This is a genomic window from Ruegeria sp. AF1, assembly GCF_056542125.1.
The window spans coordinates 134,931-160,023 of the sequence record NZ_JBQFZG010000004.1 but is presented as its reverse complement, the minus strand read 5'-3'; the positions used below and the strand labels follow the sequence as shown (position 1 = coordinate 160,023).

The window sequence follows — 25,093 nt, the reverse complement described above, 5'->3', positions numbered from 1 at the left end:
TTCAGTACTTGATGCAGTGCTACCCATCTTGGTTTTGAACGTGGCTCCAATGGGAGTGCGCAGTTTTGTGTATTGTTGCGTGTCCGTTTCGTCCCGCTTAGCGGAACAACCTGAAAAGCATCCCTAGCGATCAGAGTTCGTTTAGATAGTCGGAAAAAGCCTCGACCACGCGCTCATACACATCGCGCTTGAAGGGCACGATTTCGGCGATCAGCCGGTCGGGCTCCTGCCATTTCCAGCGGGTGAATTCCGGGTGGTCGGTTTCGATGTTGATCTGATCGTCGGCGCCGGTGAAGCGCAGCAGGAACCATTTCTGTTCCTGCCCGCGATAGCGTCCTTTCCAGATGTGGGGCACGATGTCATGGGGCAGGTCATAGGGCAGCCAGCCCTCGGTTTCGGCGATGACTTCGACCAGATCAGCTGTGACCCCGGTTTCTTCCCACAGCTCGCGCAGGGCCGCGACGCGGGGGTCTTCGCCCTTGTCCACACCGCCCTGCGGCATTTGCCAGGCGTCCGCGTGGCGGTCGTTGCGCTGTCCCACGAAAATCTTGCCCTCGGCATTCATCAGCATCAGCCCGACGCAGGGGCGATAGGGCAGTTTGGCGATTTCTTCGGGGGTCATGCGCGGCCTCATCGGGTTGTTTCGCCCACCTCTAGCAATCACCGGCGCTACAGCAAAGAGGGTGACGTGGGGTTTCGCGTGACAAAGTTGACGCGAACGTCAATCTAGCGGGCAAATTCAGGAGGGAGAGTTCCGCCATGACTGCGTACCCGAATATGCTGGCCCCGCTGGATCTGGGCTTTACCACGTTGAAAAACCGCGTGCTGATGGGCTCGATGCATACGGGGCTTGAGGAGACCGGCGACTGGAACCGGGTGGCCGAGTTCTATGCGGATCGGGCGCGGGGTGGCGTAGCCTTGATGGTGACAGGCGGGATAGGTCCGAACCTTGAAGGCTCGGTCCTGCCGGGGGCCTCGATGATGGTGAGCGACAAGGACGTGGCGCACCATTCCATCGTGACGCAGCGCGTACATGAAGCGGGCGGCAAGATCGCGATGCAGATCCTGCACGCGGGGCGCTATGCCTATGGGCCGAAATGCGTGGCCCCCAGCCCGGTGAAATCGCCGATCACTCCGTTCCCGCCCACTGAGCTGGATGAAGAGGGCATCGAGAAGCAGATCAGCGATATCGTCAACGCCGCCGTACTGGCGCAAAAGGCGGGCTATGACGGGGTCGAGATCATGGGGTCCGAGGGGTACTTCCTGAACCAGTTCCTTGTGACCCATACCAACAAGCGCACCGACCGCTGGGGCGGGTCTTATGAGAACCGGATGCGTCTGCCGATAGAGGTCGTGCGCCGCACGCGTGAGGCGGTGGGCACCGATTTCATCATCATCTACCGGCTGTCGATGATCGATCTGGTCCCCAACGGCTCGACCCATGACGAGGTGGTTCAACTGGCGCAGGAGATCGAAAAGGCCGGGGCCACGATCATCAATACCGGGATCGGCTGGCACGAGGCGCGGATTCCTACAATTGCCACCAGCGTGCCGCGTGCGGCCTTTGCCTGGGTGACCAAGAAGCTGATGGGCAAGGTGGGGATACCGGTGATCACATCAAACCGGATCAACACGCCCGAGGTGGCCGAAGAGGTTCTGTCGACCGGTTGCGCCGACATGGTCTCGCTGGCCCGCCCGATGCTGGCGGATGCAGATTTCGTCAACAAGGCGATTTCAGATCAGGCGGCAAAGATCGCGCCTTGCATTGCCTGCAATCAGGCCTGTCTGGATCACACGTTCAGTGGCAAGCTGACCTCATGCCTCGTGAACCCGCGCGCCTGTCATGAGACCGAACTGGTGATTGAACCGGCAAAAACGCGCAAATCCATTGCCATTGTGGGTGCAGGCCCTGCCGGTCTGTCGACCGCAATGATCGCGGCCCAGCGCGGTCACGACGTCACCCTGTTCGACCGCGCTGATGAGGTCGGCGGGCAGCTGAACATGGCCAAGCAGGTGCCGGGGAAAGAAGAATTCTGGGGACTGGTCGACTGGTACCGCACCATGATGGATGATCTGGGCGTGAAGGTGGAACTGAACCGTGAGGTTGGCGCAGATGACCTGACCGGCTTTGACGAGGTAGTCATCGCCACCGGCGTAAGACCGCGTGATCCGCAGATACCGGGGCAGGATCGGAACAACGTGCTGAGTTACATCGACGTGCTGCGCGGCAAGGCCGAGGTTGGCAAGTCTGCTGCCGTGATCGGGGCCGGTGGCATCGGCTTTGATGTGTCCGAGTATCTGCTGGAAGAGGGTCACAGCGCCACGACCGACCTGCCACTGTGGATGAAGGAATGGGGCGTGACGGACCCGGCTGAACACCGCGCAGGGTTAGCGCCCGAAGGTCCGCAACCCAGCGCCCCCGCGCGTCAGGTCACCTTGTTGCAGCGCAAGAAACAGGCGCACGGCAAAGGTCTTGGCAAAACCACAGGCTGGATTCACCGGGCAACACTGAAGATGAAGAACGTCAATTTCGTGGGTGGCGTGAATTATGAGCGCATCGACGATGACGGCTTGCATGTCAGCTTTGGCGAAGAGCGCGCGGACCCGACGGTGATCGCGGCCGACACCATCGTGCTGTGTGCCGGTCAGGTGTCCGAACGGTCACTGGCGGACGCGCTGATCGAGCGGGGCATCACCCCCCATGTGATCGGGGGTGCGGATGTCGCCGCCGAACTGGACGCCAAGCGCGCGATCAATCAGGGCACGCGGCTGGCAGCGGAATTCTGATCGCAGGGTTTAACGTTTCCCAGTCGGACAGCGCGAGTTTTGCACCCAGAGCGCCAAAGGCCGTTGCAAAACTCCGCCTGATCCACGTCTTCACCGTCGGACGGCGGATCACGTGGTCGCGGGCTAGAACGGCACCCTTCGGCAGGCAAGGACGGCGATGGTGAAAACGGATTTCTTGACCCCGTCTGTGGTCACAAAAATGCCATTCTAAGATGAACAGAAACGCATAATTGCGCGGAAAACGCAGTATCGCAGGGTTCAGGACCGGTTTGGAAACTACTGTTTCCGCGTTTCTCATACGCAAACGATCCGATTCAAATCCCTGATATTATCCCATGTATGCCCCGATTCCGCCCAGATTCAGAGCGATAGTCGGGTTGGAAATCAATATCTGGGGAACGAGTATGGACCGACTGACCGAAATGGAAGCCTTCGCCAATGTGGTGGACCAGGGTGGCTTCACCGATGCGGCCAAGAAGATGGGCATCTCCAAATCGGCCGTGTCCAAACACGTCTCGAGCCTCGAAGCGCGTCTGGGGGCCCGGTTGCTGAACCGCACCACGCGCCGGGTGTCGCCGACGGAAATCGGCCTGGCCTATTATGACCGCGCACGTCGCGTTCTGAATGATGCGGGTGAAGCGGATTCGCTGGTCACATCGATGCAATCGGCCCCGTCCGGTCTGCTGCGCATCAGCGTTGCCACGGATTTCGGCGTCAATCACCTGTCGCCGGTCCTGTCCGATTTCCTGGCCGTCTACCCCGACATCACCGTGAACATGGTTCTGAACAACCGCTATGTCGAACTGATTTCCGAAGGATTTGACGTGGCCGTGCGCATCGGCGAGTTGGAAGACAGCACGTTGCGCGCCCGCAAGTTGACCGAAACGGTCAAACGCATGGTTGCCGCGCCCAGCTATATCGAACGGTTCGGGCGCCCGCAGAAGATCGACGATCTGAACGAACACAAGTTGCTGCACTATTCCAGCCAGTCGTCAGGCAATGTCTGGAAGCTGACCGCACCGTCCGGTGAAAAGCGTCAGGTGCGCACCGCGGGCTGGCTGAGCGTGAATGACGGACAGTCGCTGCTGAACGCGGCCATTTCGGGGCTGGGGATCGCGTATCTGCCCAGCTATCTTTATGCCGAGGCGTTGAAATCGGGGCAGGTTGTCGATGCCATGCCGTCCCTGCCGGACGAGGTACAAGGTATTTACGCCGTTTACCCGCCCGGCCGCTTCACACAACCCAAAGTCCGGGCCTTCATCGATTTCCTGGTCGATGCGTTCGAAGACAAAAGCCCGATGGATTGGTAGTTTCTCCCTGAAGACCAACCTTTGGCCCGCATGTCAAAGTGCGGGCCTTTTTTTATGAACCGATCACCGTCAGACCAATGGATCGCGCGGAAGAGCGCAGGCTTTCCATCAATACGTTCTGGCCCGGCGGCGGCGTTTCGGCATTGCGCGCCAGCAATGCGATATCGCGATTGGCATTGGGAATGGACAGCGGTCGCAGGCGCACCTCGTCGCGGTAGATCCCCTGTCTGCGAGCATAAAGATCAGGCAGAACCGCAACCCCAACCCCCGAAGCCGCCATCAGAACAATGGAATCAAGCGTCGTGCCTTCATATTCATCCGAAACCACGCCGCCGCATTCCGCTGCCAGCGCATAGACGATGCGCGACAGGCGGTGGCTTTGGTCAAGGGTCAGGAACAGCCGGTTCTGCAAGTCGGCGGCACTGACGCCCTGTGGGTCCTGCGCCAGAACGTCGTCAACGGCCACCGCGACCCAGAGGGGTTCGTTGAACAAGCGGTGCTGCACGGTATTGGGGTGATCCTCGGGCGTTGACAGGATCAGGTCAAATCGACCGGATTTCAGGCCCTGTTCCAGATCGCGGGTGTTTTCCTCGCGCACGACAATGCGTAATCCGGGGCGCAGGCGGTGCACCTCTTTGATGGCTTGCGGCAACAGGTATGGCCCGATCGAAGGCAAAACGCCTAACCGCAACCTTCCGCCAACGGGCATATCGTTGGTCATGGCGTGGCGCAGGTCCTTGACCTCGGCAAGGATCCTTTGCGCGCGCGAAATGAACTCTTCCCCCTTTGTGGTCACCTGAATTCCGCCGCGATTGCGGTCAAAGATCCGAACGCCAAGCTCTTGTTCTACGGTCGCAATTTGCGCCGACAGGCTGGGTTGGCTGACATTCAGCACTTCGGCGGCCAAACTGAACCGTCCGAGGCGGCTGACCGTGACGATGTATTCCAATTGGCGCAGGGTTGGACGCATTTCATAACCTGAAACTATATTAAACTTAAAAAGATAGTATTTGGCGAAATCAATTTTGCAAGGCACCTAGCCCTGAAACGAGGGATCAGGAGTCAAGTATGCCCGGAGTGATCGAGACGCTGTCTAGCAACCTGCTGGTGCCCACCATTTTGTTTTTTGCCCTAGGGCTTTTGGCCGCTTTTGTGCGCAGCGATTTGTCTATCCCGGCCGGAGCGGCCAAGTTCATGTCGCTCTACCTGCTGTTGGCCATCGGGTTCAAAGGCGGTGCCAGCCTGGCCGCGCACGGCATCCATTTGCAACTGTTCCTGACCCTGCTGGGCGGAGTGGCCCTGTCCTTTACCATCCCCTTCGTGGCCTTTGCCCTGCTGAGGATGATGACACGGCTGGATGCGTTGAACGCTGCGGCGGTCGCAGGGCATTACGGGTCGATTTCGATTGTCACCTTTGTCACCGCCACCAGTCTGCTGGATCTGGTAGGTCTTGCCCATGACGGGTTCATGGTAGCGGTGGCGGCAGCGATGGAGGTACCGGCCATTCTGTCGGCGCTGTGGCTGGCGCACAAGACCGGCGGAAATGGCGTCAAGGATGACAAGCTGTGGCGTGATCTGCTGGCCAATGGATCAATTGTGCTGCTGACCGGGGCGTTCCTGATCGGGGCCATTACCGGGGGTGACGGCATGCAGATGATCGCGCCTTTCATCGTCACGCCTTTCACCGGCATCCTGTGCTTGTTCCTGCTGGATATGGGCCTTTCGGCGGGGCGTAGCCTGATCAGCAATCGCGACAAACTGTCGGTTGGCCTGTTCGCCTTTGGCGTATTGATGCCCCTGATCGGCGCGCTGATGGCCTGGGCCGTCGGTGCGGTAATCGGATTGCCGCAAGGCAGCCTGTTCCTATTCATGGTGCTGTCGGCCTCGGCGTCTTATATCGCGGTTCCGGCCGCCATGAAAATCGCACTGCCAAAGGCCGAGGCCGGGATTTATCTGACCCTGTCGCTGGGTGTGTCCTTTCCGTTCAACATCACGGTCGGATTGCCGCTGTACCTGTGGTGGGTCAGTTGACGAGCAAGACCGCCTCGACCCGGCGGTTCAGCTCTCGCCCTTCGGGGGTTGCGTTCGATGTGAGCGGGGACAGATAGCCGACGCCCTGTGCCTCAATCCGGTCGGCGGCCACGCCATGCGCATCAATCAGACGGGTGCGGACGGACTCGGCCCGACTTTTGCTGACCGCAATATTGGCCTGCAACGCGCCGGTGTCATCGGTGTGCCCCACCAGCGCCAGGCGCATCTTGGGATTTTCGGCCAGATATCCGGCCAGCAGGGTCAGAGAGGCATAAGTCCCCTCGTCCAGCGCAACCTCACCGGTTGGGAAATGCAGATCGTCCAGTATCACGTGACCCGATGTTGCCAGTGCTTCGAGCAGCCCGCCCGACCCCTCGACAGCCTGTTCGATCACGACCGGAACAGGGTCCGGTGCTTTCTGGGGCGTGACGCGGATCATCTGGACATACCCGTCCGGGGGGTTGCGGCTGACCAGCAGGCTGAGGGCAACAGACCCCTTGGTGGCCGACAGGAAACGGTAATCCTGAATGGCGACATACATATCCGGGGTCGGTACCACTTCGGTGCCAAAGCGGAAGTCGAACCCGCCACAGGCGCGGGCATCACATTCGAACAGAATCTTGTAGCCCTGCGCCTCGATCTGGTCGCGCAGCGGGGCCAGTAGCTGGAGGGTTGTGCTGGAGCCCGCCTGAAGCCGCCACGTGTAGCGTTCAACCCGGCCTTCGAGGGTGTCAGCAGGCACCGCGCCATTCGCAAAAGGCCCCGTTGGCAGGTCATAGCTGTCCAACGGCGAGGTGCGGTCGCTGATCTGGCGGGCGCTGGCTGGCAGGGTCAGGTCCTGCGCCAGAACCGGCCCCGCAAAAAGCGTGGCAATGAGGGCGGCTGACCGGATCATCGAAACTGCGCGTGATACTCGGGGTTGGGCACCATTGCCGTGGCGCTGGCCACCCGGTTGGACATGTTGAAGAACCCGGCAACATTGGCAATGTCCCAGATATCGCGGTCGGTAAAGCCTGCATCGCGCAGTTTCTGGCGGTCGGGTTCTTCGATCTCGGCGCTGGCGGTTGTCATTTTGGCGGCAAAGTCCAGCATCGCGCGCTGCCGGGGCTCGATCGGTGCAACACGGTAATTCATCACCAGCATCTCACCCAGTTGCGGGTTGCCCGAAAGCTGCCGCACCGCGGCACCATGCGCGACCAGACAGTAGAAGCACTTGTTGATCGACGAAACGACCACGGCAATCATCTCGCGCTCCAGCTTGGACAGGCCGCTGTCGGCCAGCATCAGATCGTTATACATAGCCGTGAACGTGTTCAGCTTGTCGATGTTGAAGGCGTTTGCCTTTAGCACATTCGGCACCATGCCCAGCTTTTCGACACAGATATCGAAATATTTCTGCGTTTCCGGCGGCAGCGGATCGACCATGGGCAGGTTCAGCGCGGTGGGCATGTCTTTCTGTGTCATGGCGACCCCTTTTGCTCAGACAAGGTGACGGTAATGGTATTCGCTGGCGATCTCCATCCCGAGGGCGCGATAGAGACCATTGGCACCTTCATTGGCCTTGGTGCAGATCACACTGAGGCTTTGTGCGCCGTTGTCACCTGCCCAAATCGCCGCGGCGCGCATGGTCCACTGACCCAGCCCCTGACGGCGGTGCGCGGGCAGGATTTCAAGCGCATGAAGCATCGCGACATCGTCATGCATTGCTACGAAGGCTGCACCGCTGGGTTGGTCGTTGTGGCGCAGAAGCAAACCGGTTTTGGGACCCTTCGCGCGCTCCATCACCGCCAGACGTTCGGGCCCGATCCCACCGGCCGCCCAGATTTCGCGCATGATTTCAAGCGGCTCCCAGACCGAAAACACCATGACCGGAGGGATCGGCTGATCGGTGAGGTGAGAGACGGGGCACGTATAGATGTTGACCGGATCAAGGATGTCATATCCCCGTTGCGCCAGCTTTGCATCCAGCGCCTCATCCCCCGGACGCAGGCAGAAGATGGATTTCTGCCCCATGGCCTGCATCGCGGCCTCGGCCGCGTCGATATCGGCATCGCTGGCCGGGGCCAGTGCATTGGCCGCAGAAACACGCGAGCCACCGCCCTGCCCTTCGCGCAGCTGAAACGGCCCCAGCCTGCGATACCGCGCGGCAGGCCATGTGCCGTCGACGATGTCAGCCCAGTCGCCGCTCAAAGCGCAAGCTCTTTCGCCAGACGGGTCATGGCCGCGTCAATCCGGCTGCCATCGGTGCCGCGCACCACCACGTTGGCCCCAAAGGCCCCGTTGATCTGAAACGGATAGCAACCGATGGACAGATCGCTGAAATCCTCGGCCAGCGCAGACAGGTTTGCGGCGATATCGCCTTCGCCCCGGTCCACGCGCAGGGTTTGCGACAACAAGGGGCTGCCACCGGTCAGCGTGGGCAGGACGCTGGCGACCATAGCCTGAAACACCAGCGGCACCCCGGCCATCACATGCACGTTCTTCAGGGTGAAACCCGGCGCCGTCGAGACCGGATTGTCGATCAATGTCGCGCCATCCGGGATACGCGCCATGCGCAGGCGGGCGGCGTTCAGTTCCAGCCCGGATCTGTCGTAATGCGCCTGCAACAGCGCGCGCGCGTCGTCGCGAACGTCAATCGGGGTGTCGAAGGCGCGCGCAATGCAATCGGCGGTGATATCGTCATGGGTCGGGCCAATGCCGCCGCTGGTAAAGACGGTGTCGTGGCTGTCAGACAGCGCTTTGACCGCCGCTTCGATGGCGGGGGCGTCATCGCTGACGATGCGAACCTCTTTCAGATCAATGCCGTGTTTTGCCAGCTCCTGCGCCAGATAATGCATGTTTGCATCGCGGGTGCGGCCCGACAGGATTTCATCCCCGATCACCAGCATTGCTGCGGTTGGATTGGCCATGGCGCGGACTCCTCTTGATCGTCTTCAGGGGCAGGTATAGGCCGTGAGACATGCGTTTTGGAACCCCTCTTATCCCCGCCCGCCTGATCCGTCGCTACAAACGCTTTCTGGCCGATTGCAGGCTGGACGACGGGCGCGAAGTCACCGCCCATTGCGCCAATCCGGGATCCATGATGGGGCTGGCCGAGCCGGGCCAGTTAATCTGGCTTGAGCCCAACGACGACCCTAAGAAAAAGCTGAAATTCGGGTGGCGGCTGGTGGATCACGAAAACGGGCATTTCACCGGGGTCGATACTTCCGTCCCGAACCGGGCCTTGCGGGCAGCACTTGAGGCGCGCGAGATCCCCGAGCTGGCCGCTTATGAAACCGTCCGGCCCGAAGTGAAATACGGGCAAAACAGCCGTATCGACTTCCTGCTGAGCGGCCCCGGCCTGCCAGATGCCTATGTCGAGGTCAAAAGCGTGACCCTTTCCCGTCAGCCCGGTCTGGCCGAGTTCCCCGACAGCGTCACCGCCCGCGGCACCAAACATCTGGGCGAGCTGGCGCAGATGACAGCGCAGGGGCACCGGGCGATCATGCTGTACCTGGTGCAACGCACCGATTGCGACCGGTTCGCGCTGGCCGCGGATATCGACCCGTCCTATGCAGCAGCGTTCGAGGCCGCACAGGCTATGGGCGTAGAGCGGATGATTTGCGGGACGCGGATATCACCGGATGGGGTTTGGGTTGACACGAGTGAAACCCGGTTTGGTGTCTGATGGCTCTGAACGGGTGCGAGGCGCCCAGAGTGGACATCGTCTTTAGCAAGTTGGTCTGAAGAGGCTTATCAACTATTGTCGAGTGCATGTCGAACAATGGACTACATTTGCAACGAAAGTTGGCGGCAATACTGGCCGCTGATGTCGTCGGGTATTCGGCACTCATGCATAACGATGAGCAAGCAACACTGCAAATGCTCGATCATCTGGAAACCGATATCGTCACTCCAACAATAGTGGGCCAATCAGGTCGGATCGTGAAAAGCGTGGGCGATGGTTGGTTGGTTCGATTTGACAGTGCGGCACAAGCTGTGACTGCAGCAATTCAGATACAGGAACAATTGGCTGAGCACCCGTTAATGAAAGTGCGGATCGGCGTTCATGTTGGGGATATTACAGAAAAAGCCGACGACATACTGGGTGACGGTGTAAACATTGCTGCGCGGCTTGAGAGCATTGCTCCATCCGGCGGCATCGCTATTTCTGAACCAGTACACTTGAACCTTGACCGCACTCTGGCGGCTGCTTTCGAATCTGTCGGGAAGAAGAAGCTTAAGAACATCGAGCGCAGCCTAGATGTCTGGATGCATCATGGACTGTACGTGGCACCCACGCATAGAGCAGTTTCTTTCGCTGAAACGAACTTGCCAAGGCTCTCCATTTATCCCGTCTCATGCCGCGACCAACGCGTTGAACTAAAGGAAATGGCCGCAGCTCTGACTTCGGATTTCGGTTCCTATTTTCGAACAATCAACTGGTTGAATGCAGCGGTATCCTCGACGGAACCATCAAAGGGATATGCGCTTCGTAGCGTGCTACGTGGATACGGGGATCGATTGCGTCTGGAAGCCCGCTTACATGATCCTTCTGATTCTGAAATCTGGACCGAGAAGTTCGATGGGGTGGTCGAAGCCATCTTCGATTGGCAAGATGAGGTGGTAGAAAAGCTGTTGGACGCCGTAAGCGGAACCTTGATCGAGTTTGAGACCGCAAAGCTTTCGGTACTGCCTGAAAACGAACTAACTGCCGAGCAATGCGTCCTGAAGGGTATGATCGCTTGGTCTGGTGCCGGGATCGACAGCTACGAAGAAACGTTATCGTATCAAGCCAAGGCGATTGAAGCCAAACCAACTCTCACGGCCGCCTATGCCGAAGCTATTTGGACAATGAATGGCGCGAGGACTTACAATCTGCGTTGCGAACTGTCGACCTACTACGAGAAACTGCCATCTTGGATTGAGGCCGGGCGACGCATGGCAGGTCAAAACCCAACGCTTGATCTGAGTGTCGCCGTGGCTGACTATAATGTGGACGGGGATGCAGATAAGTTGTCCGTGGCGCTTGAACAAATCCAGAAAAGAGCACCGTTAGATGCCCGCCTTCATTTGTTTATGGGGTGGGGGTATAATTGGGCTGGGTTTCCTGAAATGGCACTAAGCTGCTTTCAAACGGCGCTTCGCTTGGGCCGGTATGGGGCTGTTTTCGTGGGCGCTTCAGGAGGTGCCGCCACTTCTTGCGTAATGCTCGGCCGAGACCGTGATGCCATCGCCTATGCAGAAGCAGGTATGCGGTTCTCAAAGGATTATGCCGCTCTTCACAGCACGAGAGCTGCTGCACACGCAATGCTTGGGGAAACTGAAAAAGCGTCTGCAGCTTTGATGCAGATGCTGCAATTGGAACCTAGCGAAACGATCTCGAGGTGGCGTAGCAACGTGGATTATGGTGGTTCAGAAGGCGCTGAACGTTATTTTGAGGCGCTTCGACGGGCAGGGATGCCAGAATAGCGGCGCTGAAAACGGATTGTGCTGGCAAACACGTCCTCAAAGCCCGTAAAACCGTCAGTTCGCCCAGGTCCTGATTTTGCGCCCGTAGCGAATGCCGGCAATGTGGGTTGCACCCGCAGCACCCAGAACACCTTGTGAATCTCGGCCCTGGCCGCATTCACAAGAAAGTTCTACGGATTTCCCAAGTTAAGATGGCTTTGATGCCAGATATCGAGTGGCTGCGGAAAACAACTCTGCCTGTGAACTGACGCCCAGCTTGGAGTAGGCGTTGTGTCTATGCACTTTGACTGTACCTTCGGTGATCCCGAGAAATGCGGAAGCAGAGCCGGCTGAGTGGCCTTGCAAAACAAGGCGCACGACCTCGGCTTCTCTTGGGCTTAACCTGTCCGCACCAAAAGTGGCCAACCGTTCCTCAACCTGATTCAGGGCCTCCGGTTGTCTTTCGGCACCCCTCAGGTTCCAGTTTCGGATCACGGCGGCCGACAGGGTCTTATGGATGGAATTGATCTTCGCGACATCCTCAGGGGTAAACCGGGGCTGACGGGCGCCTCGCGACAGGGATATTACGACCCAGTCCCCGCTGATTAGCCTTATCAGCACCCCCAACTCATCGCTGATCCGAACCTTGCGATAAAAGGTCCGGTAGTACTCTGAACGAAAGAACGCCTCATTGACTAAATCGGCCAGACGGTAAGCGCCGGGTTCTTTTCCCGATCTACACGCTTGCGAAAACGGATCCAGCAGGTATGGGCCGGTTGCATAAAACTGAATTGATATGGCCGCCTGCACGTCGTCGAGATCGTGATAGAGCGAGACAGGTGGTGCTTGATCCTGATAGCGCGTGAGGATCATCGATTCAAAACTGACATGCAGTTCCAACATCTTCCTCAGAGCTGTTGGGAAGAAGTCTGTTTCCAACCGCTCCAACAAGATTGCGTAGGTCTCATCCCACTTGGCCGCCGAGATGTCGCCGCTATCTGGTAACATAGCCAATTCCTATAACTAAAGATATATATCCTACCGCAAATTTACAGTGATGGCCATTCGATTCCATTGTTGATGTCAGAACGCTCGCCCGGGGTGCTGACTGTGCCTCGTCACCAAAGCCTCTCCGGACGTGAAAATTCAGGGCGGAATCCTGCAACAAGGAGGAGAAACAATGAAACCGCATTTTGGCCTTTCGGCTGTTGCCATTGCCTCAAACCTCGCGATCGCTTTTCCGGCTTCAGCCGAAGACCTCTCAATCTACAATTGGGCTGATTACTTTGGTGAAACGACAGTTTCGGACTACGAAAAGGAGACCGGCACACATGTCAGCCTGGACTATTACGATTCAAACGAAGTTCTGGAAACCAAGCTGCTGACAGGGGCGTCAGGTTACGATGTCGTTTTCCCCGCCGCGTCCAATGCGCAACGAGAGTTTCAGGCCGGGGCGTTGCATCCGATCGACCCCGCGCGCCTGAGCAACTACGGCAATCTCAATCCGAAAATTCTGGCGTCGCTCGACAGTATACCCGGTGCCCGGCAATTGGGCGTACCTTACACTTGGGGCACAGTAGGGCTTGCCTACAATCCAACCATGATCAAAGAGCGACTGGGCACGGATGTCATCACATCCTGGGACGTTCTTTTTGATCCTCAGATCGCCGCCAAGCTTGCCGACTGTGGGATTGCCGTGCTGGACTCACCGGTAGAAATGGTCTCAGTGGCGCTGAACTATCTCGGGGCTGACCCGTACTCCGATGACCCCGCCGATCTCGACAGGGTTCAGGACCTCTTCGAGGCCGTCACGCCGTCCATTCGTTATTTTCACAACCAGAAAGCATCTACAGACTTGCCCGGTGGAGATGCCTGTTTGGCAGTGATGTACAGTGGTGATGCCGGCATAGCTCAGGCCCGCGCCATGGAGTCCGGCAATGGTGTCGAAATTCTGTATACAATTCCCAGCGAAGGCACTTTGATGTGGATCGACCTCATGTCCATCCCGGTGGATTCAACACGGGCGGATGAGGCATATCGATTCATTGACTACATGCTGCGGCCTGATGTCATCGCAGGAGTGTCCAACTACGTCTATTTTGCGAATGCGAATTCCGCAGCAGATACGTTCGTAGATGAAGCCATTCTGACTGATCCGGGAATCTACCCGGATGAGGCGACATTGAAACGCCTCTTCCCTGATCTGAGTGTCGGCGCGAAAACGCTGCGCAATCGCAACCGTCTTTGGACGAATGTAAAATCCGGCACCTGAACCCTGCCAAGCCCGGCAAAGGCGGGAAAGAATTGCAATACCCCGCCACTCGGGCAGCAATCATCAAAATGAACGGAGCCAACAATGGTGACTTCAACCGACCGCGCCTTTCTGGCGCAAAACGAAATGGGCATGGGGTATGAGCCGACCTTTAGCGGTGCGACAAGTCTGTTCCGGCGACAATATTGCCGCAATCTGGAGCGCGCGGATATGGTCACGTGGGGCGTTCCCTATGATCTCTCTGTGACCAATCGCCCGGGATGCAGGTTCGGGCCACGTGCCATTCGTGCTGTATCGACCAACCTCGCCTGGGATGGTGGGCCCTGGCCCTGGGGATTTGATCCCTTCGAAATCCTGAACATGGTTGATTACGGCGATTGTGATATCGACCCAGGCTTTCCAGAGCAGATTGCACTGCAAATTCAGGACCAAGCGCGGGAAATCCTGAAATCCGGTGCCTTTCTTCTGACGATGGGTGGAGATCACTCGGTCACCTATCCGATCCTGAAGGCGCAGGCAGAACGCCACGGCCCCATTTCGCTGATCCAGATTGATGCCCATTCGGATACATGGGAAGAACACCCAAAGCGGATCGACCATGGTTCAATGTTCTACCATGCCACTGTCGAAGGCATCATATCCCCTGAGACGTCAGTGCAGGCAGGCATGCGCACGCTGAATGAAAAGACTCACGGGTTCACGGTACTCGACGCAAATTGGGTTCACGAGAACGGGATTGATGCAACGGTTGCGCGCATCAAAGAGACAGTAGGAGACCGGCCTGCTTACCTGACCTTCGATATTGACGCGCTTGATCCGGCATTCGCGCCCGGAACCGGAACGCCGGTATGCGGAGGACTGTCTACCTATCAAGGGCAGTCTTTGGTACGCAAGCTCGACGGGGTCAACCTTGTCGGGGCCGATCTCGTCGAAGTCTCCCCTCCGTACGATCATGCAGAGATTACAGCTTTGGCCGGTGCATCGCTCTTGCTGGATATGGTTTGCTTAATAGCAAAGGCGCGAAAATAACGGATAAAGAGATGGCTTGTGAGTGATGCCGCCGCCCAAAACTCATTCGCACAGCGATCGGGGCCGTGCAACACGTCAGACGTCCAAGCGAAATGGTCGAAAAGTTGCATGTGGCGCGGTGAACCAGTTTCTATTTGGGCGACGGTAGAAATCGTGCAGATCAATGATCCATCCAGGACAAAGGGTGACAGTCAAATGTCGGTCAGACCTTGGTTTCCATTGAGTGAGTCGCGAGTTTTGCAGCTTTCTCAGCGGCCTCCAGAGCGCCTTCAAGATATCCGCCGAACCCGTGCGCGGTTTCGGTTGAGCAGAGATGGACACCTCGTGCTGCAAGGCTGTTAAGGATCGAAGGCAAGCCGTAGCTTGGGTGGAAGCGAGCCGGAACATGATCCTGCATGCGGGAGATTTCCGCGATTGTTGCCCAATCCTGCAGTTCCAGATCAAGGGGTTGCGCCATCTTGGGGCCAAACATGGCCGTGAGTTGCGCCAAGGCCTGGTCCATCATGGCTTCTTTGTGTGTCGCGCGCATATCGGCGGGGTATCCGACGAATCCGAACAGTGCATAAGGTCCTCCCTTCATGGGGGAGGCATCATGAATTTCGACCATGGGGCCGCGGTGGCTCATCGCGTCACCTGAAAGCCCAGCGTTGCGCCAATGGGGCTCATCGTAAACCGCGAGAATCTTGGCTTGCCCGGCCATCCAGGTCGGGATGTTTTTCAAGGCTTGGATCTGATCCGCATCCAGCGCTGGTTCAAAATTGACGGTATCCGCAATCACCCGCGGCGGGATGGCCAGCATGATCTGTCTGGCTTCGGCAGAATAAGGTCCGCCGTCATGGTCGAGAAATGCGGTGATCTTGCCGGGAGAATGCCGGACCGATCTGAGTCTGGTATGTGTCAGGATACGCCCTGCACCCAGCGATCCGGCAAGCGCGCCGGTCAGGGCACCCATGCCTCCGGCCAGCCGGTAGGATCCTTGCATCGACGCATAGCCGCGGGCGCGTTGGACAGCGCCGGACTGGTCCTGAAACATCTGATCCCCGGTTGAATACTGTTCGAAGACCGGGATGTCGAAGCGCTGCGCCAGGGTGGCCATACGCGGCTGGCCAGGCCAGAACCATGCCGGACCAAGGTCGAATTTTCCACCCGACAGCTCTTTGGTCAGGATGCGACCGCCGAGGCGGTTCTGCGCCTCGACCAGAAGGAAATCTGCACCCCTTTGCGTCAGGTGGTCCGCGAGGGCGAGGCCAGACAGGCCGCCGCCAACGATGAGAATATCCGTTTGCATCAGAATGTCTCCCCCATGGGTCTGAGATCCAGTTCGTGAGTCCAGGTGGATCTTGGCTGGCTGGCGAGCGCGAGATAGGTGTCTGCGATATCTGCCGGTTGCATCATCCGCGACGGATCCATGCTGTGCAGATCCCGGCTGGCTTTTGTATCGACGATCCCGTCAAGGATCACATGCACGACGTGCACACCTTTGGGTCCATATTCCCGGGCCAGAGACTGGGTCAATGCCCGCAGACCTGCCTTGGCCGAAGCGAAAGCCGAGAAGTTCTTGCCACCGCGCAGGCTGGCCGTGGCGCCAGACACGATGAAGGTGCCGCCCCCGGTGTCGGCCATCGCGGGCAAAACACCTTGCGCCATAATGACCGCTGACAGGACCATGGAACGCCAGGTCGCCTCGAAGTCATCCGTGCTTGTCTCCTCGAAGAGCGAGATGACAAGGTTCGCCGTGTTGTGGACCACAAGCTTGGGCGGGCCATGGGTGCAGATCATGTCCCGGAGTTTTGCCCTGCTCCAGCGCTGTTCGGTCAGATCGACAGCCAGCGTGGTACTGGCGCCTTGCGGCACGGTCCGGTTCAGGCCAAAGGCCGTATATCCGTTCTGAGCAAATGACGTGACCAGCGTCTGTCCAAGGCCGGGGCCGGCACCGGCGACGATCGCGAGAGGTTTGTCCATTGTCCTATCCTTGGGTCGGGATGATTGGCGGTTGCGCCAGGTGGTCGGATTTGATCCAAAGACGGGCACCTTCCGACCCGGCCGTGGCGTTGAGCGCCATACCCGGTGGCAGACGCAGCCATGAGTTCTTCTGGAAGACCTCTCCGCCTTCGGTGAAGCTGCCGTCGATCACCAGTGCCTCGAACCCCTTGTGCCCGGTCACGTTTACATGTGCCGATGCGTCCCAGACCTCGATCCGGACCCGTTCACGGGAATCCTCAAAGAGCGGGATTTCGGATATGCCATCTGCAACCGGGCGCGGGTCCTGCGCGTTTGTGTCGATTGTCAGCTGTGTGCGGTCCTCCGGGTCGAACTGCCAAAGCTTGACCAGGATCGTTGCCCCGTCCGCCGCGCTTGGCGTATGCGACGTGGTCGGCGGATTGCGCACATAGGTGCCAACGGGAAAATCCCCGTGTTCGTCCTGAAAGACCCCATCCAGCACCAGAAACTCTTCGCCCCCTGTATGTGTATGGGCCGAAAAGGCGCTGCCCGGTGCATAGCGAACAATCGTTGTTGCCCGTGCAACCTCATCGCCGATCCTATCCAGCATCCGACGGTCGACACCTTTCATAGGTGAGGCGATCCACGGTTCATTTTCCGAATGGACAACCGCACGTTCATCAAAGTTTGCGTTGAATTCCATCTTCTTGTCCTTTTCTCAAAGGTTGAACTTCATGCCGACGCCGATTGGCACGACCCGCTTGCCGTACCGGCGTTCCAGTGCGTTCGTCGCACGCCACCCGGTACAGTGGCCGGGCATGATCAGGTCGACGTCGAATTGCGCAAAGTCGGCGACGGTCTGGTCGATGATCTTTTCATTGCCACCGGCAAGGTGAAAGCCGCCGGTCAGGCAATGGATCGGCACGCCGGGAAAATCGCGCTGAGCGGCATGAAGGACGTTGACGATACCCGCATGTGAACAGGCAGAAAACACCACCAGACCTTTGCCCGCAATATTCACCGCGACATAGCGTTCGTCCATGAGCAGCGGGTCGTCTTCCCAACCCGCGCCGTCTTCGGTGCGGCGGACATGGCCCGGAAACCCGACCTCGTAATCCGTGACACGGGGAATTTCGCCCGAAATATAGAACATATCGTCCAACACGCTGACCGGTTGATCCGTGACAACGGGTGTTGCGCCCTGCGCAGCCAGTTCTTCGGGTGTGGCGATTTCTTGTATTTCGATCAGTTCTCCTGACGAAAGCGGAAAAGCACGTTTTCGGAACATTCCGGGATGCAGATAAACCGGTAACTCGCCGGTCCGGCCGTCCTTGCGGATCAGATCGATGGCCGCTGGAATACCGCCCGCATGATCCCAATGGCCATGCGACAGAGCGATCGCGTCGATGGTGCCAAAGGATGCTCCAAGCCGCGACGCGTTGTATTCGACGGCAAAATCGACCGGCCCGGCGTCAAAGAGCAATGTATGTTCCGTCTCGCCGCGCCGGGCTGTGATGATCAACGCCAGGCCGTGATTTGCACAACATTGACCGGCACCCGAGATCTGCTCCATCCCGGCGTTGTGGAGATTGTCCCACTCATGGGTGAACCCCACGGGCACGCTGGACAGGCTGTCCGTCCGGTTGTCGATGAGAACAAGAATCTCGACACTGTCGATGGGTTGAAGCTTGGTGGGCATGGTCTTCTCCGTTTCGGGTTGCCAGGGCGGACAATTGCCCGCCCCGGCGATTTGCGTCAGGCAGCAAGACGCTGCTTGAGCGCTTCCGCGAGTGGGGGTGCCGACGCCGGGCTCTGGCCAGTCATCAGGGCGCCATCTTCGACCACGTTGGCTTCCCAGTTGGCCTTGCTGACGTAGGTGGCGCCACGACGTTTCAACTCGTCTTCAAGCGAGAACAGAAGGTGATGCAGAAGCTCGATCTCGTTGTCTTCGTCGTTCTTGAAGCCGGTCAGGCTGAGGCCCTCAACCAGGTAGCTGCCGTCTGACTTCTTGACATCCCGCAGTATGGCCGGCGCGTGGCAGACCATCGCGACAGGCCGGTCGGATTCGTAGAACTCCCGGATCATCTTGATGGCATAGCTGTCAGAAGCCAGGTCCCAGATCAGGCCATAGCCGCCCGGAATGAAGAGCGCATCGAAGGTCGAATAGTCGATCTCACGCAGTTTGCGGGTATTCTGTACCGCGAACATGGCCACCGGATCGTTGAAGAAGCGGTCAGTGTTTTCGGTAGTGAACGGAGCCTTCATCGACAGCAGGTCAATGGGTGCGTTGCCGCCTTTGGGCGAGGCAAAAACAACCTCATAGCCCGCTTCCGTCAGGACGTAATACGGGGTTGCGACCTCTTCGAACCAGGTGCCGGTTTGCTTGCCCGAGATGCCCATCTCGTCAACGGACGACATGACCAGCAAGACGCGTTTTTGTTTGTTTCCAGTAGCCATCAGCGTGTTCCTTTCATGAATACCTATCTATCACTAGGTAGATAACAGTTAGAAGTTGATTCCTGGGCTGTCAACGTTTATCTATCAATCGGTAGATTGGAGGTAGTCATGCCACTGACAATGAAAGAAAAAATTCTTATCGCCGCCGAGAAACGCGTGCGCAGTGCGGGCTTTTCGGAGATGAGTTTCCGTGACCTGGCCAACGATGTGGGAATCAAAAGTGCCAGCGTACACTACCATTTCCCCACCAAACCGGATCTCGGGGAGGCTCTCGTCACCCGCTACGCCGAGCAATTCAAGGCAGAACTGGACAAGATTGACCTGAACGATCTGCATTCTGCATTGGAAGGTTTCGTGGCGCTCTATTCCGGTGCGCTGGTGCTGAACGAGTCCATATGCCTTTGCGCCGTCATGGGCGCCGAAGCCATTGGGCTGCCCGAAAACGTCAACAAACGCACAAAAGCCTTCTTCGAGATGAACAAGGCATGGTTAGAAAACCTATTCACCAAGCACGGGGTCAAGAATGCCGACGATACCGCAGGCCTCATCGTCGCGGCCTTGGAGGGCGGCATGATTGTCGCCTCCGCTTCTAGCGACCGATCAATATTTGAGCAGGTCGCCAAAGCAGCAATTCGCGGCATTGGCCAGGGATAGGAACCGAGTTTGGAGCTGCCCAGTTCGACTACGACACTCCTCATCAAAACGATGTTCTCGTAGGTGTCATCAAGGTAGAATGCGTAATCTCACCGTAGCCATCCTTTCCAACGCGTGTATTGCGAACCGAGGCTTACAGTACGCTCCTTACGCAGGAACCGCCCTTCTCTTCGGTAAAAAATCTGGCGCAGCTGTTGTTGGTTGTTCCTGGATGCAGCAAAGAATTGTTCAGATTTTGTAGAAATCTGCACGGCTGAATGCCCGCAAGCGGGAACCTCGCGGCGCTACCGATGACCCATCGCTGTGAATGCGAGGGTTTTCTGCGTCACGAAACGCCGATGCCAACAATCAAAACACCCCTCGGTCAGCCGATGCTTGAACTTGCTGCTTTTTGCCCCATCTGACACCCGCAACCTGACGCCCTCTGGTACTTTCTGCACAAGCAGCGTAAAAGAAGTGCCGCGCGTAACATTTGGAGCTTTGCGTCGATGAAAGAGCATCGTGGCCGCCTGACCAAGGACGGTATTCGCATCTATGAACAGGGTGATTTTGCCGGGATGCACGCGGCGGGCGCTCTGGCGGCGCGGATACTGGACGATATTGCCGCGCACGTCTTTCCCGGTCAGACCACGGGTGCGCTTGACGGGCTGATCACGCAGATGGTCGAGGATGCGGGCGCGACCTCGGCCACGATCGGCTATAAGGGGTATGAGCACGCCAGCTGCATCAGTGTGAACCATGTGGTCTGCCACGGTATTCCCGGTGACAAGAAGTTGAAGGAAGGCGATATCCTGAACATCGATGTGACCGTCATCGTGGATGGCTGGTTCGGTGACACCTCGCGCATGTATGTGGCGGGCAAGCTGCCGCGCAAGGCCGAGCGTCTGATTCAGGTGACCCATGACGCACTGTTCAAGGGTATCGAAATGGTCAAGCCGGGCAACACGTTCGGCGATATCGGCCATGCCATTCAGGCCTATGTCGAAGCGCACCGGATGAGTGTTGTTCGCGACTTTTGCGGGCACGGTCTGGGCCGCGTGTTCCACGCGCCGCCGAATGTGCTGCATTATGGCCGTCCCGGCACCGGCGCGGTTCTTGAGGAAGGCATGTTCTTTACCATCGAGCCGATGGTCAATCTGGGCCGTCCCGAAACCAAGACGCTGGCCGACGACTGGACCGCCGTGACCCGCGACAAGTCGCTGTCGGCACAGTTCGAGCATTCGGTAGGCGTAACGGCGAATGGGGTCGATATCTTTACCCTATCACCGGGCGGCAAGTTTCACCCGACCTATTCGTCCTGATCGGCGGCCTGTTCGCGCAGGAGCTTCAGCAACATCGTCTCAGCCCCCCAAGGGGTAACCGCGTCGTGAATGAACACCGGCGCACGCAGGGGTTTGCGGTCAGGTTTCGTGGTGACCTCGGCGTCGCGGGAGATTTTCCAGGCAAAGGGTGTCAGAGCATGGTCCATGGCTGCACCATAGCACAGTTGGGGGTCAAAGTCGCAACAGCGGGTGTGCCTGAGACATATCCGTGATCACCTCGGCCCCCAGATCGGCCAGCCTGTCACCACCGCCATGCGGCGCGTAGGCCAGACAGCGCATATTGGCCCGGATTGCAGCTGTAACACCATTGTGGCTGTCTTCGATAACCACGGGGGCCTGTGCGCCAAAATGTTCCGCCGCCAGTTGGAACATCTTTGGATCAGGCTTGCCGGTGCCAAGCACATGGGCCGAGAACATCACATCTTTGAACCGGTCCCAGAGCCCGTTCTGGCCGAGCGTGATCTGCATCTTGTCCGGGCTGCCGTTTGAGGCCACGCAATAGGAGATGCCCCGCTGATCCAGCGCCGCAAGCAGGTCCGCGACACCCGGCACCAAAGGCACACCGGCGCGCAGGCGGTCGTAGGTTTCGGCATAGACCTGATCAATCCAATCTTCGGGCAGGTCTGCGCCCATCGCACGCGCCTTGTCGCACACCCCGACCATGGTTCCGCCCACAAACAGGGACATGCATTCGGGCAAGGTCAGGTGCAGGCCATAGCCCGCCAGATTGTCCGCCAACACCTGGTTCGAGATCACCTCGCTGTCGACCAGAACGCCATCGCAATCGAAAATGACCAGATCATGCACTCTGATCACCGTTCCGCATCAATGAGATATACGTGTCGCCATATTTGCGACTGTCGTGCAACGTGAACCCGGCCGGGGCCTGCATCCGTGAGTTTTCTTCCCAAACCAGCAGCACATCATCCGCGATCCAGCCATTGGCCAGCGCGGCGATGGCTTTCTGTCCCATGGCCTTGCCATAGGGCGGGTCCAGAAAGATCAGATCGTAGGGCGCGTCCGGATTTTCGCCCAACCGGGTTGCATCGCGGCGGATCAGGTCGGTGCGCCCGGCACTGCGGGTCAGGTCGATATTCTTGCGGATCAAACCCTGGGCCACGCGCCCGTCATCGACGAAGGTGACATGCGCCGCACCGCGTGACAGCGCTTCGAGCCCAAGCGCCCCGGTGCCAGCAAACAGGTCCAGCACGCGCAGGCCGTCGAAATCGATCTGATGGGCCAGCACGTTGAACAGGCTTTCGCGCACCCGGTCGGTGGTCGGGCGCAGATGTGCGCCCGCATCGCCTTTGCCGACGGGGGTCAGGGCGCGACCGCGGAACTCTCCGGCGATGATCCTCATGCCTTGAGCAGCGATTTAAGGTCTGCATCAGGGTCGGCCACGACAGCCGGGTCGGCCGTTTTTCCCATTTCGATCAGGCGTTTGCCGACCATATAGGCGCGCGGATCGTTCATCGCGTCGACCGCAATCAGTTTATCCCCGTTGTAATACCAGAAGGACACGGTCTGCCCGTCGCCCTGCCGGGTCACCACGCGGTCATATCCGGTGTTCAGACCCGCGATCTGAAGCTTGACCTCGTATTGATCCGACCAGAACCACGGGGTTGCCACATAGTCCTTGGCCGCACCCAACATGTTCTGGGCCACGATCTCGGCCTGATCAATGGCATTGGGGACGCTTTCCAGACGGATGCGGCCTTCGCCATGGGGAAAGGAGGCGCAATCGCCAGCCGCCCAGATCGACGGGTCGGACGTGCGGCCATGGGCGTCGGTTCTGATGCCGTTGTCCAGGTCCAGCCCCGCCATCTCCGCCAGTTGGGTTGCGGGTGCAATGCCGACGCCAACCACAACGAAATCAACGTCCAGCTTTGTTCCGTCAGTCAGAACCGCGCCGGTGACCTTGCCGTTTTCGCCGATCAGATGATCCAACCCGACGCCTTCGCGGATGTCTGCGCCGTATGCACTGTGCAACGCGCGGAAATAGTCGCTGGTCTCGGGCGCTGCGACACGTTGCAGGATACGGTCGGCCATCTCGACCAGAGTGACCTTGATGCCGCGCTTGGCACATACGGCGGCAGCTTCGAGGCCGATATACCCGCCGCCCACGATCAGCGCGCGGGCGCCTTCGGTCACTTTGGGCTCCATCTCGTCGATATGGGCCAGATCGCGCACCACATGCACACCGTCCAGATCGCCACCAATCGCTGCGGGCAGGCGGCGCGGGTCAGACCCGGTGGTCAGCGCCAGTTCGTCGTATGAGATAACCTCATCCCCCAGGGTGACCGTTTTGGCCTTGGGGTCGATACCGGTGACGCGCTGACCCAAACGCAGGGTGATGTTGTTTTCCGTGTAAAAACTTTCGGGCCGCAGGAACAGACGCTCAAGCTCCATCTCGCCCAGCAGATAGGCTTTGGACAGGGGTGGGCGTTGATAGGGCAGATGCGGCTCGGCCCCGATCAGAGTGATCTCACCCGCAAACCCGTCCTTGCGCAGACGAGCCACCAAAGAGGCGCCTGCCTGCCCCGCGCCGATCACGACAATATGGTTCATGCTTTGCCTACCCCGTAGTTTTCAAGTGGTCACCGTGTTCAGACCACCTATATTGCGGCTAAGCACATTTCTGCAAATCCAAACGACAGGAGCTGAATAATGATTTCAACAGGAGATACCCTGCCCGAAGCAACGCTGATTCAGATGGGCGCGAACGGGCCGGAAGAGGTGCGGATTTCAGACAAGACCAAAGGCCGCAAGGTGGTGATCTTTGCCGTGCCGGGGGCTTATACCGGCACCTGCACGACCGCCCATGTGCCCAGTTTCATCCGCACGAAGAAACAGTTTGACGCCAAGGGCGTGGACGAGATCCTGTGCCTTTCGGTCAATGATCCGTTTGTGATGCAGGCGTGGGGGCAATCCACGGGCGCGACCGAGGCGGGGCTGACCATGGTGTCGGACGCAGCGGCAGAGTTCACCAAGGCCATCGGCATGGATTTCGACGCGCCGCCCGTGGGGCTTTTCGCGCGGTCCAAGCGGTATGCAATGCTGGTCGAGGATGGCACGGTCACGGTGCTAAATATGGAAGAAAACCCCGGCGCCTGCGAGATTTCCGCCGGTGAAGGCCTGTTGGATGTGATCTGATTTTGATCGGCCCCGGTCCGACCGGGGCCTTTCGCCGCCAAATTAACTTGTAGCACCGCCCCAGAGCGCGAATACTTGGCGTATTCACACGGGGAGTTTTTTCATGAAACTTAACGCGTTCTACATAGTACTGTCCGGCGCGGCCCTTTTGGCGGCCTGTGGACCGGCCCCAACTCCGCAACAGCAAGCTGCACGCCAGCACGAAATCGCCTGTCTGGGCGGAACGTTGGGCGGGGCGCTGATCGGGGGCGCAATCGGCAACCAGTTTGGTGGCGGATCAGGCAAGACGATCCTGACCGCAGCGGGCGCTGCCGCTGGCGGCATCGAAGGTCAAAGATTCGCGTGCTGAGGAGGTCGATATGAAACAGCTAAGCCTAGTGATGTTCATGGTGGCTTTGGCCGGTTCGGGTCACGCCGAAAGCGTGGCTGAACTGCACGAAAACGAGTTGAAGGCCATCGACGCCAACAATGACGGGTTCCTGTCCAAAGACGAGTTCGATGCTTTCTCGGATTACGCCTTTCAGACGATGGACGAAGACAGGAACGGCACTTTGGGTCAGGCCGAGGCCAAACCGTTCATGGACATCAAACTGTTCCGCAGCGCTGACCGAAACGGCGACAACGTGATCTCAAGACCAGAATTTGACACCCAGATGGGCGAGGATTTCCTGTCCGCCGATCAGGATGGGAATGGTCAGCTTGATTAA

Annotated in this window: 28 protein-coding genes; 12 read left to right on the top strand and 16 right to left on the bottom strand. The window is 58.6% G+C overall.

Translation table 11 applies throughout. The features are described 5' to 3' along the window. Positions 1-130: 130 nt before the first annotated feature. Positions 131-622, bottom strand: coding sequence for an RNA pyrophosphohydrolase (locus ACR0BK_RS09025; RefSeq protein WP_480554394.1), 492 nt, complete (start codon positions 620-622; stop codon positions 131-133). 137 nt (positions 623-759) lie between these two features. Here ACR0BK_RS09025 and ACR0BK_RS09020 point away from each other — a divergent pair, with 137 nt between their 5' ends. Further along, on the top strand, positions 760-2,787 hold the full coding sequence (locus tag ACR0BK_RS09020) for an FAD-dependent oxidoreductase (RefSeq protein ID WP_480554392.1): 2,028 nt from the start codon (positions 760-762) through the stop codon (positions 2,785-2,787). Between the two features lie 404 nt (positions 2,788-3,191). After that, entirely contained in the window at positions 3,192-4,097 is a 906-nt protein-coding gene (locus ACR0BK_RS09015) for a LysR family transcriptional regulator (protein ID WP_480474271.1), read from the top strand. 52 nt (positions 4,098-4,149) lie between these two features. On the opposite strand, the gene ACR0BK_RS09010 is transcribed toward ACR0BK_RS09015, so the two are convergent. Then, positions 4,150-5,067, bottom strand: coding sequence for a hydrogen peroxide-inducible genes activator (locus ACR0BK_RS09010; protein ID WP_480474272.1), 918 nt, complete (start codon positions 5,065-5,067; stop codon positions 4,150-4,152). Positions 5,068-5,165: 98 nt separating this feature from the next. Between ACR0BK_RS09010 and ACR0BK_RS09005 the strand changes: the two genes are divergently transcribed. Beyond that, entirely contained in the window at positions 5,166-6,128 is a 963-nt protein-coding gene (locus ACR0BK_RS09005; RefSeq protein WP_480474273.1) for a sodium-dependent bicarbonate transport family permease, read from the top strand. Here the strand turns inward: ACR0BK_RS09005 and ACR0BK_RS09000 are convergent. Genes ACR0BK_RS09000 through ACR0BK_RS08985 form a run of 4 tightly spaced genes read right to left on the bottom strand, consistent with a single transcriptional unit; the run spans position 6,121 to position 9,037 of the window. Next, entirely contained in the window at positions 6,121-7,023 is a 903-nt protein-coding gene (locus ACR0BK_RS09000) for an OmpA family protein (protein ID WP_480518000.1), read from the bottom strand. The two genes, ACR0BK_RS09005 and ACR0BK_RS09000, sit on opposite strands and share 8 nt — an antisense overlap. Further along, entirely contained in the window at positions 7,020-7,592 is a 573-nt protein-coding gene (locus tag ACR0BK_RS08995; RefSeq protein ID WP_480554390.1) for a peroxidase-related enzyme, read from the bottom strand. The genes ACR0BK_RS09000 and ACR0BK_RS08995 overlap by 4 nt, the downstream gene beginning before the upstream one ends. A gap of 15 nt (positions 7,593-7,607) precedes the next feature. Beyond that, a complete protein-coding gene (locus ACR0BK_RS08990; protein ID WP_480474276.1) occupies positions 7,608-8,318 on the bottom strand; it encodes a GNAT family N-acetyltransferase in 711 nt (236 codons plus the stop codon). After that, complete coding sequence (locus ACR0BK_RS08985) at positions 8,315-9,037, bottom strand: competence/damage-inducible protein A (protein WP_480554389.1); 723 nt, start codon at positions 9,035-9,037, stop codon at positions 8,315-8,317. The genes ACR0BK_RS08990 and ACR0BK_RS08985 overlap by 4 nt, the downstream gene beginning before the upstream one ends. Positions 9,038-9,087: 50 nt before the next feature. Between ACR0BK_RS08985 and sfsA the strand changes: the two genes are divergently transcribed. After that, positions 9,088-9,795, top strand: a complete 708-nt coding sequence (gene sfsA, locus ACR0BK_RS08980) for a DNA/RNA nuclease SfsA (RefSeq protein ID WP_480554388.1) — start codon at positions 9,088-9,090, stop codon at positions 9,793-9,795. A gap of 86 nt (positions 9,796-9,881) precedes the next feature. Next, positions 9,882-11,579, top strand: coding sequence for an adenylate/guanylate cyclase domain-containing protein (locus ACR0BK_RS08975; protein ID WP_480493959.1), 1,698 nt, complete (start codon positions 9,882-9,884; stop codon positions 11,577-11,579). Positions 11,580-11,765: 186 nt separating this feature from the next. Here the strand turns inward: ACR0BK_RS08975 and ACR0BK_RS08970 are convergent, their stop codons facing one another. Then, the gene (locus tag ACR0BK_RS08970; RefSeq protein WP_480554387.1) at positions 11,766-12,566 is read right to left on the bottom strand and encodes a helix-turn-helix transcriptional regulator; all 801 of its coding nucleotides are present in this window, start codon (positions 12,564-12,566) and stop codon (positions 11,766-11,768) included. A 172-nt stretch (positions 12,567-12,738) separates the two neighbouring features. On the opposite strand from ACR0BK_RS08970, the gene ACR0BK_RS08965 reads away from it, so the two are divergent. Together ACR0BK_RS08965 and speB are read left to right on the top strand one after the other, a co-directional pair. Further along, positions 12,739-13,830 (top strand): extracellular solute-binding protein, encoded by a 1,092-nt coding sequence (locus tag ACR0BK_RS08965; RefSeq protein WP_480554385.1) that lies wholly within the window; start codon positions 12,739-12,741, stop codon positions 13,828-13,830. 84 nt (positions 13,831-13,914) lie between these two features. Beyond that, complete coding sequence (gene speB, locus ACR0BK_RS08960; protein ID WP_480474282.1) at positions 13,915-14,859, top strand: agmatinase; 945 nt, start codon at positions 13,915-13,917, stop codon at positions 14,857-14,859. Between the two features lie 202 nt (positions 14,860-15,061). Here speB and ACR0BK_RS08955 read toward each other — a convergent pair whose 3' ends face one another. Genes ACR0BK_RS08955 through ACR0BK_RS08935 form a run of 5 tightly spaced genes read right to left on the bottom strand, consistent with a single transcriptional unit; the run spans position 15,062 to position 19,257 of the window. Beyond that, positions 15,062-16,147 (bottom strand): flavin monoamine oxidase family protein, encoded by a 1,086-nt coding sequence (locus ACR0BK_RS08955; RefSeq protein ID WP_480554384.1) that lies wholly within the window; start codon positions 16,145-16,147, stop codon positions 15,062-15,064. Further along, entirely contained in the window at positions 16,147-16,821 is a 675-nt protein-coding gene (locus tag ACR0BK_RS08950) for an SDR family NAD(P)-dependent oxidoreductase (RefSeq protein WP_480554382.1), read from the bottom strand. The genes ACR0BK_RS08955 and ACR0BK_RS08950 overlap by 1 nt, the downstream gene beginning before the upstream one ends. Before the next feature lie 4 nt (positions 16,822-16,825). Further along, positions 16,826-17,503, bottom strand: a complete 678-nt coding sequence (locus ACR0BK_RS08945; RefSeq protein WP_480518013.1) for a cupin domain-containing protein — start codon at positions 17,501-17,503, stop codon at positions 16,826-16,828. Positions 17,504-17,518: 15 nt separating this feature from the next. Then, positions 17,519-18,499, bottom strand: a complete 981-nt coding sequence (locus tag ACR0BK_RS08940; RefSeq protein WP_480554380.1) for an MBL fold metallo-hydrolase — start codon at positions 18,497-18,499, stop codon at positions 17,519-17,521. Between the two features lie 56 nt (positions 18,500-18,555). Beyond that, complete coding sequence (locus ACR0BK_RS08935) at positions 18,556-19,257, bottom strand: type 1 glutamine amidotransferase domain-containing protein (RefSeq protein WP_480493964.1); 702 nt, start codon at positions 19,255-19,257, stop codon at positions 18,556-18,558. Between the two features lie 108 nt (positions 19,258-19,365). On the opposite strand from ACR0BK_RS08935, the gene ACR0BK_RS08930 reads away from it, so the two are divergent. Together ACR0BK_RS08930 and map are read left to right on the top strand one after the other, a co-directional pair. Further along, positions 19,366-19,911, top strand: coding sequence for a TetR/AcrR family transcriptional regulator (locus tag ACR0BK_RS08930; protein WP_480554379.1), 546 nt, complete (start codon positions 19,366-19,368; stop codon positions 19,909-19,911). A gap of 488 nt (positions 19,912-20,399) precedes the next feature. Then, positions 20,400-21,212 carry a type I methionyl aminopeptidase gene (map, locus tag ACR0BK_RS08925; RefSeq protein ID WP_480518019.1) on the top strand — a complete coding sequence of 271 codons (813 nt, stop codon included), beginning with the start codon at positions 20,400-20,402 and terminating at the stop codon, positions 21,210-21,212. Here map and ACR0BK_RS08920 read toward each other — a convergent pair. Genes ACR0BK_RS08920 through ACR0BK_RS08905 form a run of 4 tightly spaced genes read right to left on the bottom strand, consistent with a single transcriptional unit; the run spans position 21,200 to position 23,801 of the window. After that, positions 21,200-21,379, bottom strand: coding sequence for a hypothetical protein (locus tag ACR0BK_RS08920; RefSeq protein WP_480493966.1), 180 nt, complete (start codon positions 21,377-21,379; stop codon positions 21,200-21,202). The genes map and ACR0BK_RS08920 overlap by 13 nt on opposite strands. Before the next feature lie 25 nt (positions 21,380-21,404). Then, positions 21,405-22,040: an HAD family hydrolase gene (locus ACR0BK_RS08915; RefSeq protein WP_480493967.1), complete on the bottom strand. Its 636-nt coding sequence runs from the start codon at positions 22,038-22,040 to the stop codon at positions 21,405-21,407. Then, positions 22,033-22,593 (bottom strand): 16S rRNA (guanine(966)-N(2))-methyltransferase RsmD, encoded by a 561-nt coding sequence (gene rsmD / locus ACR0BK_RS08910; protein ID WP_480554378.1) that lies wholly within the window; start codon positions 22,591-22,593, stop codon positions 22,033-22,035. The genes ACR0BK_RS08915 and rsmD overlap by 8 nt, the downstream gene beginning before the upstream one ends. Then, positions 22,590-23,801, bottom strand: a complete 1,212-nt coding sequence (locus tag ACR0BK_RS08905; protein ID WP_480554377.1) for an NAD(P)/FAD-dependent oxidoreductase — start codon at positions 23,799-23,801, stop codon at positions 22,590-22,592. Before ACR0BK_RS08905 ends, rsmD begins: the two co-directional genes overlap by 4 nt. A 99-nt stretch (positions 23,802-23,900) precedes the next feature. Between ACR0BK_RS08905 and ACR0BK_RS08900 the strand changes: the two genes are divergently transcribed. The 3 genes from ACR0BK_RS08900 (at position 23,901) to ACR0BK_RS08890 (ending at position 25,093) form a co-directional block, all read left to right on the top strand. Then, complete coding sequence (locus ACR0BK_RS08900; RefSeq protein ID WP_480474293.1) at positions 23,901-24,386, top strand: redoxin family protein; 486 nt, start codon at positions 23,901-23,903, stop codon at positions 24,384-24,386. A gap of 103 nt (positions 24,387-24,489) precedes the next feature. Then, positions 24,490-24,735: a glycine zipper 2TM domain-containing protein gene (locus ACR0BK_RS08895; RefSeq protein ID WP_480518023.1), complete on the top strand. Its 246-nt coding sequence runs from the start codon at positions 24,490-24,492 to the stop codon at positions 24,733-24,735. A 10-nt stretch (positions 24,736-24,745) separates the two neighbouring features. Then, complete coding sequence (locus ACR0BK_RS08890; RefSeq protein WP_480518025.1) at positions 24,746-25,093, top strand: EF-hand domain-containing protein; 348 nt, start codon at positions 24,746-24,748, stop codon at positions 25,091-25,093.